The sequence below is a fragment of the Arsenicicoccus dermatophilus genome (assembly GCF_046267915.1).
GTDB lineage: Bacteria > Actinomycetota > Actinomycetes > Actinomycetales > Dermatophilaceae > Arsenicicoccus > Arsenicicoccus dermatophilus_A.
In genome coordinates, this window is sequence record NZ_CP176520.1 from 1,739,069 (window position 1) to 1,753,856 (window position 14,788).

16 protein-coding genes and 1 pseudogene are annotated in these 14,788 nt (G+C 72.8%); 10 read left to right on the forward strand and 7 right to left on the reverse strand.

Features of this window, described 5'->3' with window-relative positions; translation table 11 throughout:
- Positions 1-87: 87 nt before the first annotated feature.
- From ACK2IS_RS08425 to glgC, 3 genes are all read right to left on the reverse strand, one after another.
- Positions 88-984 carry a cyanophycinase gene (locus ACK2IS_RS08425; RefSeq protein ID WP_409482896.1) on the reverse strand — a complete coding sequence of 299 codons (897 nt, stop codon included), beginning with the start codon at positions 982-984 and terminating at the stop codon, positions 88-90.
- 113 nt (positions 985-1,097) lie between these two features.
- A complete protein-coding gene (gene serB, locus ACK2IS_RS08430; protein ID WP_409482897.1) occupies positions 1,098-1,817 on the reverse strand; it encodes a phosphoserine phosphatase SerB in 720 nt (239 codons plus the stop codon).
- A 119-nt stretch (positions 1,818-1,936) separates the two neighbouring features.
- A complete protein-coding gene (gene glgC / locus ACK2IS_RS08435; protein WP_409482898.1) occupies positions 1,937-3,190 on the reverse strand; it encodes a glucose-1-phosphate adenylyltransferase in 1,254 nt (417 codons plus the stop codon).
- An 87-nt stretch (positions 3,191-3,277) separates the two neighbouring features.
- On the opposite strand from glgC, the gene glgA reads away from it, so the two are divergent.
- Positions 3,278-4,474 (forward strand): glycogen synthase, encoded by a 1,197-nt coding sequence (gene glgA / locus ACK2IS_RS08440; protein ID WP_409482899.1) that lies wholly within the window; start codon positions 3,278-3,280, stop codon positions 4,472-4,474.
- Positions 4,475-4,541: 67 nt separating this feature from the next.
- Here glgA and ACK2IS_RS08445 read toward each other — a convergent pair whose 3' ends face one another.
- Positions 4,542-5,375 carry a hypothetical protein gene (locus tag ACK2IS_RS08445; protein WP_409482900.1) on the reverse strand — a complete coding sequence of 278 codons (834 nt, stop codon included), beginning with the start codon at positions 5,373-5,375 and terminating at the stop codon, positions 4,542-4,544.
- Positions 5,376-5,528: 153 nt separating this feature from the next.
- Positions 5,529-6,290 carry a hypothetical protein gene (locus ACK2IS_RS08450; protein ID WP_409482901.1) on the reverse strand — a complete coding sequence of 254 codons (762 nt, stop codon included), beginning with the start codon at positions 6,288-6,290 and terminating at the stop codon, positions 5,529-5,531.
- 42 nt (positions 6,291-6,332) lie between these two features.
- On the opposite strand from ACK2IS_RS08450, the gene ACK2IS_RS08455 reads away from it, so the two are divergent.
- The 9 genes and pseudogenes from ACK2IS_RS08455 (at position 6,333) to ACK2IS_RS08495 (ending at position 12,624) form a co-directional block, all read left to right on the forward strand.
- Positions 6,333-7,118, forward strand: a complete 786-nt coding sequence (locus ACK2IS_RS08455) for an ABC transporter ATP-binding protein (RefSeq protein ID WP_409482902.1) — start codon at positions 6,333-6,335, stop codon at positions 7,116-7,118.
- An 81-nt stretch (positions 7,119-7,199) separates the two neighbouring features.
- A complete protein-coding gene (locus tag ACK2IS_RS08460; RefSeq protein ID WP_409482903.1) occupies positions 7,200-7,661 on the forward strand; it encodes an NfeD family protein in 462 nt (153 codons plus the stop codon).
- A 3-nt stretch (positions 7,662-7,664) separates the two neighbouring features.
- A complete protein-coding gene (locus ACK2IS_RS08465; protein ID WP_409482904.1) occupies positions 7,665-8,963 on the forward strand; it encodes an SPFH domain-containing protein in 1,299 nt (432 codons plus the stop codon).
- A 129-nt stretch (positions 8,964-9,092) separates the two neighbouring features.
- Positions 9,093-9,899 (forward strand): TrmH family RNA methyltransferase, encoded by an 807-nt coding sequence (locus ACK2IS_RS08470; RefSeq protein ID WP_409482905.1) that lies wholly within the window; start codon positions 9,093-9,095, stop codon positions 9,897-9,899.
- Positions 9,900-10,112: 213 nt separating this feature from the next.
- Positions 10,113-10,208: pseudogene (locus ACK2IS_RS08475) on the forward strand (hypothetical protein); the annotation flags it as partial.
- A 70-nt stretch (positions 10,209-10,278) separates the two neighbouring features.
- Positions 10,279-10,581, forward strand: coding sequence for an MFS transporter (locus ACK2IS_RS08480; RefSeq protein WP_409482906.1), 303 nt, complete (start codon positions 10,279-10,281; stop codon positions 10,579-10,581).
- Complete coding sequence (locus ACK2IS_RS08485) at positions 10,581-11,093, forward strand: MFS transporter (protein ID WP_409482907.1); 513 nt, start codon at positions 10,581-10,583, stop codon at positions 11,091-11,093. Before ACK2IS_RS08480 ends, ACK2IS_RS08485 begins: the two co-directional genes overlap by 1 nt.
- Positions 11,090-11,308, forward strand: a complete 219-nt coding sequence (locus ACK2IS_RS08490; RefSeq protein WP_409482908.1) for an MFS transporter — start codon at positions 11,090-11,092, stop codon at positions 11,306-11,308. The genes ACK2IS_RS08485 and ACK2IS_RS08490 overlap by 4 nt, the downstream gene beginning before the upstream one ends.
- Positions 11,309-11,601: 293 nt before the next feature.
- Positions 11,602-12,624: a hypothetical protein gene (locus tag ACK2IS_RS08495; protein ID WP_409482909.1), complete on the forward strand. Its 1,023-nt coding sequence runs from the start codon at positions 11,602-11,604 to the stop codon at positions 12,622-12,624.
- A gap of 84 nt (positions 12,625-12,708) precedes the next feature.
- On the opposite strand, the gene ACK2IS_RS08500 is transcribed toward ACK2IS_RS08495, so the two are convergent.
- A complete protein-coding gene (locus ACK2IS_RS08500) occupies positions 12,709-13,278 on the reverse strand; it encodes an AAA family ATPase (RefSeq protein ID WP_409482910.1) in 570 nt (189 codons plus the stop codon).
- Entirely contained in the window at positions 13,278-14,714 is a 1,437-nt protein-coding gene (locus tag ACK2IS_RS08505; RefSeq protein WP_409482911.1) for a GuaB1 family IMP dehydrogenase-related protein, read from the reverse strand. Before ACK2IS_RS08505 ends, ACK2IS_RS08500 begins: the two co-directional genes overlap by 1 nt.
- Positions 14,715-14,788 lie beyond the last annotated feature (74 nt).

A 14,788-nucleotide genomic window follows, 5' to 3' on the forward strand; every position in this document is an offset into this window, starting at 1 on the left:
GGAGGCGTGCCGCCCGACCCACGACGCCTCGGATCTGCTTGCGGCTCAAGCGTGTCCGGACCAGGCCGTATGGCGGGGGAGCCTGTCTCAGGCCACCGGTCGGGTGCCGTCGGGGTGCTCCCGCGCGGAGCGGCGCACGTCGACGTCGGGGTGCATCTCGGAGAAGGACACGAGCGTGGCCGTCTGCAGGTCGAAGGTCGACCCCGCGGGCAGCGTGTGCACGACGGCGCCGCTGACCAGCAAGGGCGCGTCCTCGGCCGCCTCGTAGGCGTCGGTGACGGCCCGACGGGCGTCGGCGATGAAGACCCCGCCGGCCCCGATCACGGTGAGGGTGCGACCGTCGGTGATCTCGGCCGCGGTGTCCTCGTCGATGCCCATGCCGAGCAGCGCGGGGGAGCCCGCGACGAGGGAGAGCAGCCGGCCGTAGCGCGTCCGCTGCGCGAAGTGCTGGTCGACGATGACGTCCGCCAGCAGGTCGAAGCCCGCGGTGAGCTGGCTGGACCGCTGCCGCGGGGTGATGCCCTCGTCGCCCATCGAGATCATGAACCGGCTCATGATCGAGGCGCCCGCCGAGGTGCCGGCGATCACGGCGCCCCGCTCGTAGGCCCGGGTGATGGCCCGGTGCATCTCGGTGCCGCCCACGAGCTGGGCGAGCTTGAGCTGGTTGCCGCCGGTCATGAAGACGCCGGTGGCCCGGTCGATGATCTCGGCGGGTGACCCCTCGCCGGTGCGGTCGGCCTCGGCGCGGGTCTGCACGTCGACGGCGGTGGTGTCACTCGCCCCGAGCCGCCCGAACACGTCGGCATACACCTCGCTGGCCTCGTCGGCGAAGGAGGACGCCGAGGGGATCACCACGATCCGGGCCGCGTCGGCCCCGGCGAGCCGCACGAACCGGCGGAGCACGGTCGCCCGTCCCATCTTGTCCTCGGCCCCGCCGATGACGAGCAGCGAGCGATGGGTGACGGCATCCGGCTGGGCGGACATGCGCAGATCAGCTCCCGGTGTCGGAGGGGACGGGCAGCGTCCACAGTAGGGCGCACGAACGAGGCCCCCGCCCCGCCGCGCCGCGGGATGAGACGACCCTCACCCGCCTGGTCTCACCCGGCGGGCAGCCCGAGGACCGGCAGCAGGTCGTCCAGCCGCGGCCCCGGCAGGCACACGTCGGCGCGCTCGGCGAGGGCCGGCCTGGCAGCGTAGGCCACCCCGAGGCCGGCGGCCGCGAGCAGGTCGAGGTCGTTGGCCCCGTCGCCGACCCCGACCGTCCGCTCCGGCGGTATGCCGTGCCGCTGCGCCCAGGTCCGCAGCATCCGCGCCTTGGCCGCCCGGTCCACCACGTCCCCGAGCACGCGACCGGTGAGCCGCCCGTCCGCCACCTCCAGCCGGTTGGCGTGGGCGTGGTCCAGGCCGAGCGTGTCGGCCAGCGGCTGCACCACCTCCAGGAAGCCCCCGGACACCACCGCGACGACCCCGCCCGCCGCGTGCACCGCGGCGACGAGCTCCCGGGCGCCCGGCGTCACCCGCACCTCGGCCCGCACCTGGTCGACCACCGCCGCCTCCAGCCCCGCCAGCGTCGCGACCCGGGCGTGCAGGCTCGCGGCGAAGTCCAGCTCGCCGCGCATCGCCGCCGCCGTGACCGCGGCCACCTCGGCCTCGGTGCCCGCGTGCCGGGCGACCAGCTCGATGACCTCGTCCTGGACGAGCGTCGAGTCCATGTCGCTGACCAGCAGCATCGGTCCCTCGCGCAGCGCGGCGCGGGTCCGGTCGACGGCGGCGCGGTCGCGCAGCAGCACGCCGGCGGGCAGGTCGGGGGAGGTCACCCGCGTCACGATACGGACAGCCCGCCGCGGGGGCGACGGGCTGTCCGCGATGCGTGCGTCTGCCTGCGGCATACCCGCCGGTCCGACCGGGGCGACCGGCAGGAACGGCAGGCATCAGGTCACTGGGGGACGTGGACCCCCTTGCCCACCACGGTGATCCCGGAGTCCGTGACGTAGAGGCCGCGGCGACGGTCGTGGTCCTTGTCGACGCCGACCATGACTCCCTGCGGGACGACGACCCCCTTGTCCAGGATGGCCCGGTGGACGGTCGCGTTGCGGTTGACGCGCACCCCGTCCAGGAGCACCGAGGCCTCCACGGTGGCGTAGGAGTTCACCCGGACGCCGGGGGACAGCACCGACGTGGACACCTCCGCCCCGGACACGATGCTGCCTGCGCAGACCATGGAGTTGGTGACCTGGGCGGCGCGCGACGCCATACCGGTCACGAACTTGGCCGGCGGCATCGACGGCATGTGCGTGAACAGCGGCCACTCGTTGTTGTAGAGGTTGAAGACCGGATCGAGCGAGCACAGCTCCATGTGCGCGTCGTAGTAGGAGTCCATGGTGCCGACGTCGCGCCAGTAGCCGTGGTCGCGCTCGGTGGTGCCGGGGACGTCGTTGTCCTTGAAGTCGTAGACGCACGCCGAGCCCTGGTCGACGAAGGCCGGGACGATGTCGCCGCCCATGTCGTGCTTGGTGTCCTCGCGCTCGACGTCCGTGTGCAGCGCCTCGACGAGGGCGGCGGTGCTGAACACGTAGTTGCCCATGGAGGCCAGCACCTCGTGCGGGGCGTCGGGCAGGCCGACGGGGTTCTGCGGCTTCTCCAGGAACTCGCGGATGACCCGCGGGTCCTGCGGGTCGACGTCGATGACCCCGAACTGGTCGGCCAGCTCGATCGGCTGCCGGATCGCCGCGACCGTGCACGCCGCGCCGGTGTCGACGTGCTGGGCCACCATCTGCGAGAAGTCCATGCGGTAGACGTGGTCCGCGCCGACCACGACCACGACGTCCGGGTCCTCGTCGCGGATCAGGTTGAGGGACTGGTAGATCGCGTCGGCGCTGCCGCGGTACCACTCCTTGCCGATCCGCTGCTGGGCGGGGACGTTGGTGACGTAATTGCCCAGCATGGTCGACATCGTCCAGGTCTGGGCGACGTGACGGTCCAGGCTGTGCGACTTGTACTGCGTCAGCACGACGACCTTGAGGTAGCCGCTGTTGACGACGTTGGACAGCGCGAAGTCGATGAGGCGGTAGGACCCGCCGAAGGGGACGGCCGGCTTGGCTCGGTCGGCGGTGAGGGGCATCAGGCGCTTGCCCTCACCGCCGGCGAGGACGATGGCAAGGACCTTCTTGTGACCGCGACGGTTGGACATGACGTCAGCCTATTCGGCAGCCCTGGACAGGGCGACGGCTGACCCCCTGGGCGCGCGATCGGACCCGGCTACGGCTAGGTTCGTCCCGTGCGAGTAGACATCGTGAGCAAGGAATATCCCCCGCAGGTCTACGGCGGGGCAGGCGTGCACGTCACCGAGCTGGCCCGCGCCCTGCGGACCCGGGGCGACGTCGACGTGCGGGTCAGGTGCTTCGGCGGGGCCCGCGAGGAGCAGGGCACCACGGGGTATGACGACCTGTCCGAGCTGGCGGGCGCCAACGCGGCCCTGGTGACCATGGGCACCGACCTGCGGATCGCCGCCGACGTGGCGGGCGCCGACCTGGTGCACTCGCACACCTGGTACGCCAACTTCGCCGGGCACGCCGCGGGCCTGCTGCACGGCATACCGCACGTCGTCTCGGCGCACTCCCTCGAGCCGTTGCGGCCGTGGAAGGCCGAACAGCTCGGCGGCGGCTACGCGCTGTCGTCGTTCGTGGAGCGGTCGGCCTACGAGGGCGCCGCGGCGGTGATCGCCGTGTCCGCCGGGATGCGCGCCGACATCCTGCGCTGCTACCCCTCGCTGGACCCCGAGCGGGTCCACGTCGTGCACAACGGGATCGACGCCGGGGACTGGAAGCCCGCCGCCGACCCGGCCGTGCTCGCGAAGTACGGCATCGACCCCGACAAGCCCTTCGTGTGCTTCGTCGGGCGGATCACCCGGCAGAAGGGTCTGCCCTATCTCATCAAGGCCGCCGCGCGGCTGCCCGAGGGCGTGCAGCTGGTGCTGGCCGCCGGCGCGCCGGACACCCCGCAGATCAAGGCCGAGGTCACCGCGCTGATCGACGACCTCAAGACCCGCCGTGACGGCGTCGTGTGGATCGCCGAGCACCTGCCGCGGCACGAGATCGTGGCGCTGGAGACGGCGTGCACGGTGTTCGCGTGCCCGTCGATCTACGAGCCGCTGGGCATCGTCAACCTCGAGGCGATGGCCTGCGAGGCCGCGGTCGTCGCCACCGCCACCGGCGGGATCCCCGAGGTCGTCGTGGACGGCGAGACCGGTTGGCTGGTGCCCGTCGAGCAGGTGCAGGACGGCTCGGGGACGCCGCTCGACGAGGAGACCTTCGTGACCGACCTCGCCGCCGCCCTGACCGAGGCGGTCTCGGACGTGGAGCGCGCCCGTGAGAGGGGGCGCGCGGGTCGGCGCCGGGCCGTCGAGCACTTCTCCTGGCGCGCGATCGGCGACAAGACGATGGCGGTGTACGAGCAGGTCCTCACCCACCACTGACCTACCGCCGGTAGTCGGATCCGCCTGCTCACGTCGCCCAGGCGAATCCGACCGCCCCCGGTAGGTCTCAGGGGAGGGGCTCGTCGACCGCCTCGATCTCCAGGTCGAAGCCGTCGCCCTCCTGCCGTCCGTCCAGGGCCCGCAGCCGCACCACGACCCCCGTGGCGCGGTCGAGCCACACCTCGAAGCGCGTCGCCCCCTGCGGGTCCGGCTCGTCCAGCTCACCGGTGCGCACCATCAGCTCCGCCGCGGCACGCCCGGGCAGGAGCGGGCAGCAGGAGCAGTGCGGGTCGTAGCCGTCGAGCGGGATCACCGTCGCCGCCCAGGTCTCCCGCCCCCGGTGCTCCAGCACGCGGACGTCCTCGACCCGCGTGCCGTGCCGGTCGACCATGTCCTCCGGGTCGCACCCGTCCGTCAGCTCGTGCGGGTCCATGACGGCGACCCAGAGGTATGACGAGATCAGGCAGACGTCCAGGTCGCGGTGGGTGTCCACCCGGTCCGCCACCAGCCCGTCGGGCCGACGCACCACCGCGGCGAGCCGCGACTCCCGCTCCGCCGCCAGCTCGACCTGCTCCCGCTCGTATAGCGCCTGCCGCGCCGCAGTGCGCGGCTGCTCGACGTAGACCCCCGGCAGACATCCCCGCGGCGGCGGACCGTCGAGCACGGGCTCCGTGCTGAATCGAGTGGGCAGGGGGTGCCCGGACCGGCGATTCACCTGGTGCACCCGCCCCTGCAGGGACTCGACCCGCAGCCCGGCCTCACGCCCGGTCCACACCCGGATCGGCTCGGTGTGTCCCTCGAACTCGTCGCCCGGCGCCGGGGTGACCACGCATCGCAGGGTCTGCCACAGCCAGGGGGCGCTGCGGGCGAGGGCGCGCCAGTCGTCCACGGTGATGCTCATGCCCCTCACCGTAGCCACCGAGATCGCGCTCTCCCAGCCAGTATTCGCCGACCTCTATCACTCGGGCGCCCACGCCGCTGGCCCGACCAGAGGTCCGACGGGCCGACGTGAGGTCCGACGGGCGACATGAGGTCCGACGGGCGACGTGATCGGTCAGGGCAGGCGGTCGGCCGGGAGGTAGCCCGCCACCGCGAGGGCGCACACGGTGGTGGCGGTCTCCAGGGCCTCGTCGGCCGCCCGTTGCAGCCCCTGCAGCGCCGAACGTCGCCGCACCGCGTGGTCGTTCACCAGCGAGGGGTCGCTCGCCCCCAGCCCGAGGTCGGCGATCCGCCCCACCGTGGCGGCCAGCGTCATCAGCTGCACGCCGCGCCCGGGCAGCCCGTCGGGCAGACCCCAGCGGGGCGATCCCAGCGCGGCGTCCGCGGCGTCGCGGGCAGCGTCGCCCCACACCGGCCCCAGGTCGGCGAGCACCTCTGCCACCTGGGCGATCTCGCCCTGCAGGGTGCGCTCGGCCTCGCGCACCGACAGCATCTCCAGCCGGTGGGTGGGGATCGGGTCGCAGTCGTATGCCGTGAACGACGCCGCCCAGCCCTGGTCGCCGGGCGGTCCGTAGGGCGCGAGTGTCGGCACCAGCGCGGCCCCGAGGGCGGGGGAGCAGACCAGCTCGCCCGCCTCTGTGGCGGCGCCCACGAGCGTGGGGTTGCCGCGCGGGACCGAGGCGACGGCACCGGCGCGGGGCAACGAGACCACGACGACCCGCTCGCCGAGCTCGCCCCAGTCCCGGACGGCCTCGGCGCCGGTCATCCGGTCCAGGTCGGCCGCCGCCGCGACGATCGCCCGCTCCAGCGAGGTCTTTCCGGCATACGCGCTCGTCACCCACAGGGCGAGGCGACACGACAGGGGCAGCTCGGACATCGGGATCATCCTAGGCACCGGGGCGGGGGATAGGGTCGGGCCATGAGCGATGTCCTCGAGTTCGACGATGTCACGGTCCGACGGGGCGACACCACGCTGGTCGAGGGGATCGACTGGGAGGTCGAGGAGGGGCAGCGCTGGGTCGTGCTGGGCCCCAACGGTGCCGGCAAGTCCACGCTGCTGCAGCTGGCCGCGGCGCGCCTGCACCCGAGCAGCGGGCGGGCCACGGTGCTCGGCGAGACCCTCGGGCGGGTCGACGTCTTCGAGCTGCGCCCCCGCATCGGGCTGGCGAGCGCGCTGACCGCCGAGCAGATCCCCGGCGACGAGCGGGTCCGGGACGTGGTGCTGACCGCGTCCTACGCCATGATCGGTCGCTGGCGGGAGAGCTACGACCAGCTGGACGAGGATCGCGCCGACGAGCTGCTGACCGCCCTGGGGGTGGGGCACCTGGCGTCGCGCACCTTCGGCACCCTGTCCGAGGGGGAGCGCAAGCGCGTGCAGATCGCCCGGGCCCTGATGACCGACCCCGAGCTGATGCTCCTGGACGAGCCGGCGGCCGGGCTCGACCTGGGCGGGCGCGAGGACCTGGTGCGCCGCCTGGGTCGGATCGCGCAGGACGTGACGGCACCCGCGCTGGTCCTGGTCACCCACCACGTGGAGGAGATCCCGCCCGGGTTCACCGACGTCCTGCTGCTCCGGGACGGGACGGTCGTGGCCGCCGGCCCGATCGAGATCACCCTCACCGAGACCGCCCTGTCCGACACCTTCGGGCTGGACCTGGTGCTCGAGCAGCACGGCGACCGCTGGGCGGCGCGCGCGAGGGCATGACGCAGGAAACCTGAGGCGGCCCGGTGACGTCCCAGGTGCGAGACGGGACCCGCTCCCGTCCGCAGAGCAGGAGGGGCAGGCATGGAGTGGTTCGCCGACAACGGATGGCTGGGCTGGGTGGGGCTGGCGCTGATCTGCGGCGCCGTCGAGGCCGCCACCGTCGACTTCTTCTTCTTGATGCTCGCCGGGGGTTCGCTGGCCGGGGCGGTCGCCGCCGCGGCGCACCTGGGGTTCCCGGCCCAGGTGGTGATCGCGGTGGTCGTGGCCATCGTGCTGCTGGCCGCGGTGCGGCCGCTGGTCAAGCGGCACCTGACCGTCACCCCGGACCGGACCATCGGCACCGCCGCCCACATCGGGCGTTCGGCGCTGGTCACCGAGACCGTCACCGCCACCAGCGGGCTGGTCAAGCTCGCCGGCGAGGTGTGGACCGCACGCACGCGGCCCGGCCACCCCGCCATACCGCCCGGCCACGAGGTCCGGGTGGTGTCCATCGAGGGGGCCACCGTCGTCGTCACCGACCCGTCGGCCCCGGAAGGCTCGTGATCCATGGCAACCCTCATCGTCCTGGGGCTCCTGGTGGCGTTCGCGGTGATCCTCATCGCGCGCACCGTCAAGATCGTCCCCCAGCAGACGGCGCTCATCATCGAGCGCCTCGGGTCCTACTCGCGCACCCTCGACGACGGCTTCCACATGCTGGTGCCGTTCTTCGACAAGGTGCGCGCCAACATCGACCTGCGTGAGCAGGTGGTGTCCTTCCCGCCGCAGCCGGTGATCACCAGCGACAACCTGGTGGTGTCCATCGACACGGTCATCTACTACTCCGTGATCGACGCCAAGTCCGCGGTCTACGAGATCGCCAACTTCATCCAGGGCATCGAGCAGCTCACCGTCACGACCCTGCGCAATGTCATCGGTTCGCTCGACCTGGAGCAGACGCTGACCAGCCGCGACCAGATCAACGCCCAGCTGCGCGGGGTGCTGGACGAGGCCACCGGCAAGTGGGGCATCCGCGTCAACCGCGTGGAGCTCAAGGCCATCGACCCGCCGCACTCGGTGCAGGACTCGATGGAGAAGCAGATGCGCGCCGAGCGCGACCGTCGCGCGGCGATCCTCACGGCCGAGGGGGTCAAGCAGTCCCAGATCCTCACCGCCGAGGGTGAGAAGCAGTCCCAGATCCTGCGTGCCGAGGGCTCGGCCCAGGCCCGCATCCTGGAGGCGCAGGGTCAGGCGCGAGCCATCTCCCAGGTCTTCGAGGCGATCCACCGCGGCAAGCCGGACCAGAAGCTCCTGGCCTACCAGTACCTCCAGGTGCTGCCCCAGCTCGCCCGCGGCGATGCCAACAAGCTGTGGGTCATCCCGTCCGAGCTGACCGAGGCCCTCAAGGGGATCGGGTCGGCGCTGGGTGGCAACGACAAGGGCGAGGGTGGCGACTGGACTCCCGACCCCGACCCGTGGACCCCGAGGCCCGGCGGCCCCGACGACGCCTTCCGCGACACCCAGCTGCAGGACCCCGCGGAGGCCCTGCGCGAGGCGCGCAGCCAGGCCGAGGCCACCGAGCGTGAGGTGGAGGGCCACGACCGCACCCGGGGCCTGAGCCGGCGGGTGGCGGCCGGCAGCAGCGCCGCGGACCTCACCTCCGCGGACATGACGGACACCGTCCAGACCCCCGCGCCGGAGCGGGAGCTCCACGGCGGTCAGCCTGTCGACCCCGCCCAGGTGGCGCCGCGGCGCGAGGGCGAGCCCGCTCCCACGCAGTCCCTGCCCGCGGTGCAGCCCACCGGCGACGGGCTGCCGGGCGGCAGCACCGGTCAGGCGCGGCCCGGGATCGAGCCCGGCAGCCGCTGACCCGGCATACGGCACCGAGCGACACCCGGTCACCAGCTGGTGGCCGGGTGTCGTCGTGCGTGGGTATGCCGATGTCCGCACGCCCTGCGCGCTCCGGGCCCGGTCTGCCGTCGACCCTAGGATTGGCGGATGCCGACCTGGATCACCGACCCCGACGACCCCGCCCTCGTCGACTACGTGGGACTCACCGACGTCGCGCTGCGGCGCCGCTCGGAGCCGGAGCGCGGGCTCTACATGGCCGAGTCGGAGAAGGTCATCCGCCGCGCCCTCGCTGCCGGTCACCGGCCGCGGTCCTTCCTCATGGCCGAGCGCTGGCTCACCGACCTCGCCGACCTGGTCCAGGACGCGGAGGCGCAGGGGATCCCGGTCCACGTCGGCGCCCACCCGATCATCCGCGAGCTGACCGGCTTCACGCTCCACCGCGGCGCCCTCGCCGCGATGCAGCGTCCCGAGCTGCCCGCGGTGGCGGACGTGCTCGCCGGCGCCCGACGGGTCGCGGTGCTCGAGGACGTCGTCGACCACACCAACGTGGGGGCGATCTTCCGGTCGGCGGCGGCTCTGGGCGTGGACGCCGTGCTGGTCACCCCGCGGTGCGCCGACCCGCTCTACCGCCGCTCGATCCGGGTGTCGATGGGCACGGTCTTCCAGGTCCCCTGGACCCGGATCGACCCCTGGCCCGGGGGTGTGGACCTGCTGCGGGAGCACGGCTTCCACGTCGCGGCGATGGCGCTGTCCGCGGACTCCGTGAGCCTGGACGAGCTGGCCGCCGACCCGCCCCCGCGGCTCGCGGTGGTGCTCGGCACCGAGGGCGACGGACTGTCGGACCGGACAGTGGCCTCGGTCGACACGGTCGTGCGGATCCCGATGGCCGGGGGAGTGGACTCGCTCAACGTCGCGGCGGCCTCGGCCGTGGCGATGTGGGCCCTGCGCCCCTGAAGCCGTCACGATCCACGGCCCTGGCCGGGGCTCGAGCCGCCTCTCGGCCTACGGCCCGGCAGGTCACGAGAACGCCGAGGCCGTCGTGCCACGACGGTCTCAGGGTGCGGCCCGGCGTCTGACGGCGCAGCCTGGGCAGACGAAGCCTCTCGTGATCCGCAGCCCCCGGTCGCCTCCCTCGGCGGACGCGTCTTCGGCGTCGACACGGTCGTCATCTCGGGCACGACCGACGCCCTCGAGACCCAGCTCGCGCTCTCGGACACCGCGCCCGGGGTAGCGGTGGGCGTGGCGCTGCTGGGCACCATCCTGGGTGCCCTCACCGCGGGCACTCCGGCCGACCGCCACGGTCGCAGGAAGGTGCTCTTCGCGATCGGCGTCCTTGTATGTCGTCGGCGCGCTGGGCTCGGCCCACGTGTCCGGCGTCGTGAGCTTCTCGGTCTTCTGCTTCCTCGGCGGCATCGGCGTGGGCACCGCGTCGGTGTGCGCGCCGATCTGCCCCGCCGGGATCGCCCCGGCCCGGGTGCGAGGCCGCCTCGTCGGGCTGGTGCAGTTCCACATCGTCCTCGGCATCCGGCCTGCCTACCTGTCGAACTACGTCGTCCGCCTCCGGGTCAACGACGAGGCCACCGACTGGCGCTGGATGTTCGGGGTCATGGCGGTGCCGCCGCAGTGTTCCTGCTGATGCCGGCCACCGTCCCGCAGACCCCTCGGTGGCTGATGGCCCACGGGCGAGAGGAGCAGGCGCGGGAGGTCGTCGGCCGACTGACCCGGAGCCCCGAGGAGGCCCACCTGCAGGTGCAGGAGATCCACGACTCTCTCGCCCCGGCGACCAACGACCCCGACGTGCCGTTCTTGCGGCGCCAGCACCGCTCGGTCACCCTGCCGGCTCTGACCATCGCGATGTGCACCCAGATGTCCGGGATCGACGCGATCCTCTGCTACGCCCCCGAGGTGATGAGGAAGGCCGGGGCGAGCACGGACGCGACCCACCTGATGTCGGTCGCCGTGGGCCTCATGAACCTCGTCGCCACGATGGCGGCCCTGACCGTCATCGACCGCTTCGGGCGACGCCGCCTGATGCTCGCGGGGTCGGTCGGCTACCTGATCTCCCTGGGCTTCCTGTCCGGGGTGATGTTCTTCTGCGAGATCTTCCCCAAACGCAACCGCGGGCGGGGCCCGTCGTCGGGTCGTTGACGCACTGGATCTTCGCCTGGCTGACCTCCACCTTCTTCCCGCCGGTCATCGGCGCCCTCGGCGGCGGCGTGGCCTTCGCGATCTTCTTCCTCTGCCTGGTCGGTCAGCTGGCCCGGGTGCTGCGGGCGATGCCCGAGACCAAGGGGGCGGCGCTGGAGCAGATGGAGGTCAGGCCGAGGCTGCCCGGCCCGGCCCGGGCCGACGGGCGCTGCTGAGCGCCCCGCCGTGCCTCGTCACGGATCCAAGTGACGAAGATCACAAGTGAATATTTATCCGCATGGATCGTTCATATATGACGCCTTGTCTAGACATTGACACGGAGAGTTCCTTATCGCCAGGCGGCCGATGCAGGCTGCATACAGTCGAAACCAGAGCGTGACATCGCAGGTCAACGGCGAAGGACCGCGACTACCGGGGGGTAGCGCAGGGCGTGGGGCTTCTGGTGGGGTTCACCCATGCGGGCGCCGTCGTCCGCTGTCGTCGTCCCGACCCTCTAGGAGTCCGACCCATGCGCACCCCCCTGATCGCGGCCGGTGTTGCCACCGCGCTCACCGTCTCGCTCGCCCCCATGTCCGTCGCCTCCGCCGCGCCCGCCGCGGGCGAGCCCACCGCCCCGAAGGCGTCCGGCCTCACCGCTGTCCGTACCTCCGCCTTCGGCGCCGGCCAGCGCGTCACCGGCACCTTCGACGTGGCCAACCTGGACGAGTCCGTCGTCAAGGACTACAACCAGTTCATCAAGCTGCAGCCCGACGGCCACTTCAAGGCCAGCATCCCCGCGGCCCGTTACTTCGACGACGCCAAGCGCGCCTGGGCCGCCACCAACGCCGTCACCAAGGCCAACATCCTCATCGACAAGCAGCGTCGCGAGCTGCAGATGCACGGCTACAACCGCCAGCAGGTCATGGGCACCCAGGCCGTCAAGGACGGCACGGCGAGCAAGGTGCTCCCCATGGGTGAGCACGCCACCTTCCAGGCGTCCTGGTGGGGCATGACCTTCACGCTCGACAAGGTCGCCGCCGACCAGCTGGTCATGGGCCTGGAGAAGACCCAGGACGTCAGCAAGCTCCTGTCCCTGCTCGCCGCCATCGGTGTGGTCATCGCCCCCGAGGCCTCCGCCATCATCGGTGCCGTCCTGGGTGCCATCGCCGTGGCCACCAAGGTCGTCAAGACCTGCCGCACCGACGACGGTCTGGTCATCAAGGCGCTGTGGGTCCCGATCCCCTGGTGCGAGAAGCCCAAGGGCCCCTTCCAGCCGGCCCCCCAGCCCAACCCCACGGGCACCGCCACCCCGGCCCCCCAGCCCACCGACGTCCCGACGGGCCTGCCGACCGAGATCCCCACGGGCCTGCCGACCGAGATCCCGACCAACCTCCCGACGGATCTGCCGACGAGCATCCCGACCGACGTCCCGACCGGTGTGCCCACCCCGGCGCCCACCGACATGCCGACCAGCCTGCCCACCAAGCCGCTCGCTCCCACGGCCCCCTCGGGCATGTCCGCCATCGCCTCCTCGGCGGTCCGCGTCGGCTGACGCCCCTCGGTCGTTCCCTGACGCCCGGCCCCGGTTCGGTGCGCCCCTCGTCCCGCCCCCCTGCGGACGAGGGGCGCACCCGCGTCAGCGACCGGTCCCGGACCGGGCGAGCGCACCGGTGAGCCAGCGGGCACGCGCGCGCCGGGAGCGCAGCCGCACGACCACCAGGTCCGGCCGGTCCCGCCGGGCCTGCGCCACCTGACGAGCGGCCCGGCGGCGGGTGCGCCAGGCCCAGCGCACCACGTGGTCGGGATCGTGGAGCACGCTGCGCAGCGGCGGCTCCACGTTGCCGTTCCACAGCACCTGACGGGTGACGCGGCGCCGCAGCGTGCGCCATACGACCTGGGCCATCGTCACGACGACGGGCGGATCCACCCACACCATCAGGTCCGCACGCGCCAGGATCAGCGGCCGTGCCCTGGCGTACTGCCACTCGCACACCCAGTCCTCGCCCGCCACCAGATCGCGCACGTCGTCGAGGAACTCCGGGCGCGGCACCCAGCCCGGTCCGTGGTGCAGCGCGTCGGTCTCCACGTGCCGTATGCCGAGGACCGCCCCCACCCTCGCGGCCGTGGTGGTCTTGCCGGCGCCGCTCGTCCCGGCCACCGTGATCCGCCGGGGACGCCGCGGGAGCGGGTCGTCCGGGCCGAGCATCACCACGACTGGTGCAGCGGGCGTCCCTCGGCGTAGCCCGAGGAGCTCTGCAGCCCGACGACCGCCCGGTCGTGGAGCTCCGCAAGCGAACGGGCCCCGGCATAGGTGCACGCCGAGCGCACGCCGGAGACGATCTCGTCGACCAGGTCCTCGACGGAGGGGCGCTGGGGGTCGACATACATCCGCGCGGCGGAGATGCCCTCCTCGAAGAGCGCCTTGCGGGCCCGGTCATAGCTCGACTCGGCCGCCGTGCGGTGCGCCACGGCGCGCTTGGACGCCATCCCGAAGGACTCCTTGTAGGCCCGCCCGTCCGCGTCGCGCTGCAGGTCGCCGGGCGACTCCAAGGTCCCGGCGAACCAGCTGCCGATCATCACGTTGGACGCGCCCGCGGCGAGCGCCAGGGCGACGTCACGCGGGTGACGGACGCCGCCGTCGGCCCACACGTGCCGGCCGAGCTCGCGCGCGGCGGCGGCGCACTCGAGCACCGCGCTGAACTGGGGGCGGCCTACGCCGGTCTGCATCCGGGTCGTGCACATGGCGCCCGGCCCGACACCGACCTTGACGATGTCGGCGCCCGCCTCGACCAGGTCGTGAAACCCCTCGGCGGTGACCACGTTGCCGGCCACGACGGGGACCTGCAGGCCGGTGGCGCGAACGGCCCGCAGCGCCTCGATCATCTTGTCCTGGTGGCCGTGCGCGGTGTCGACCACCAGCAGGTCCGTGCCCGCGTCGACGAGCGCAGCGGCCTTGCCCGCGACGTCGCCGTTGATGCCGACGGCGGTGGCGATCCGCAGGTGCCCGTCGGGGTCGGTGGCGGGGGAGTAGAGGCTGGCGCGCAGCGCGCCCTGGCGGGTGAGGATGCCGACGAGGCGGCCGTCGGCCCCGACGACGGGCGCGAGCTTGCGGTGGGCCTCGTGCAGCCGGGCGAAGGCGTCCTGCGGGGTGATCCCCTCGGGCAGGGTGAGCAGCTCGGTGCTCATCACCTCGGACAGCTGGGTGAACCGGTCGACGCCGGTCAGGTCGGCTTCGGTGACCAGTCCCACGGGACGGTCGTCGACGGTCACCACGGCGGCCCCGTGGGCGCGCTTGGGCAGCAGGCCGAGGGCATAGCCGCAGGTGTGGTGCGGCTTGACGGAGATCGGGGTGTCGTAGACGAGGTGGCGGGACTTCACGTCGCGGATCACCTCGGCCACGATGTCCACCGGGATGTCCTGGGGGATGACCACCAGACCGCCGCGGCGGGCGACCGTCTCGGCCATGCGCCGCCCGGCGACGGCCGTCATGTTGGCCACGACCAGCGGGATCGTGGTGCCGCTGCCGTCGTCGGTGGACAGGTCCACGTCCAGGCGGGAGGTCACCGAGGACCTGGCCGGGACCATGAACACGTCGTCGTAGGTCAGGTCGAGGGTCGGCTGCTGGTCGTCGAGGAAGCGCACGCCGGGAGTCTAGGGCGACACACCCGGGCGCACCCGGCGAGTGCGATGCCCGTCCGGATCCCGGTGTCCCTCCC

Coding starts and splice junctions, on each gene's coding strand:
- ACK2IS_RS08495 (WP_409482909.1), top strand. CDS start 11,602: ATGCGCACCCCCCTGATCGCGGCCGGTGTTGCCACCGCGCTCACCGTC.
- ACK2IS_RS08500 (WP_409482910.1), bottom strand. CDS start 13,278: ATGCTCGGCCCGGACGACCCGCTCCCGCGGCGTCCCCGGCGGATCACG.
- ACK2IS_RS08445 (WP_409482900.1), bottom strand. CDS start 5,375: ATGAGCATCACCGTGGACGACTGGCGCGCCCTCGCCCGCAGCGCCCCC.
- ACK2IS_RS08450 (WP_409482901.1), bottom strand. CDS start 6,290: ATGTCCGAGCTGCCCCTGTCGTGTCGCCTCGCCCTGTGGGTGACGAGC.
- ACK2IS_RS08465 (WP_409482904.1), top strand. CDS start 7,665: ATGGCAACCCTCATCGTCCTGGGGCTCCTGGTGGCGTTCGCGGTGATC.
- ACK2IS_RS08485 (WP_409482907.1), top strand. CDS start 10,581: ATGCCGGCCACCGTCCCGCAGACCCCTCGGTGGCTGATGGCCCACGGG.
- ACK2IS_RS08455 (WP_409482902.1), top strand. CDS start 6,333: ATGAGCGATGTCCTCGAGTTCGACGATGTCACGGTCCGACGGGGCGAC.
- ACK2IS_RS08470 (WP_409482905.1), top strand. CDS start 9,093: ATGCCGACCTGGATCACCGACCCCGACGACCCCGCCCTCGTCGACTAC.
- ACK2IS_RS08425 (WP_409482896.1), bottom strand. CDS start 984: ATGTCCGCCCAGCCGGATGCCGTCACCCATCGCTCGCTGCTCGTCATC.
- ACK2IS_RS08460 (WP_409482903.1), top strand. CDS start 7,200: ATGGAGTGGTTCGCCGACAACGGATGGCTGGGCTGGGTGGGGCTGGCG.
- glgC (WP_409482898.1), bottom strand. CDS start 3,190: ATGTCCAACCGTCGCGGTCACAAGAAGGTCCTTGCCATCGTCCTCGCC.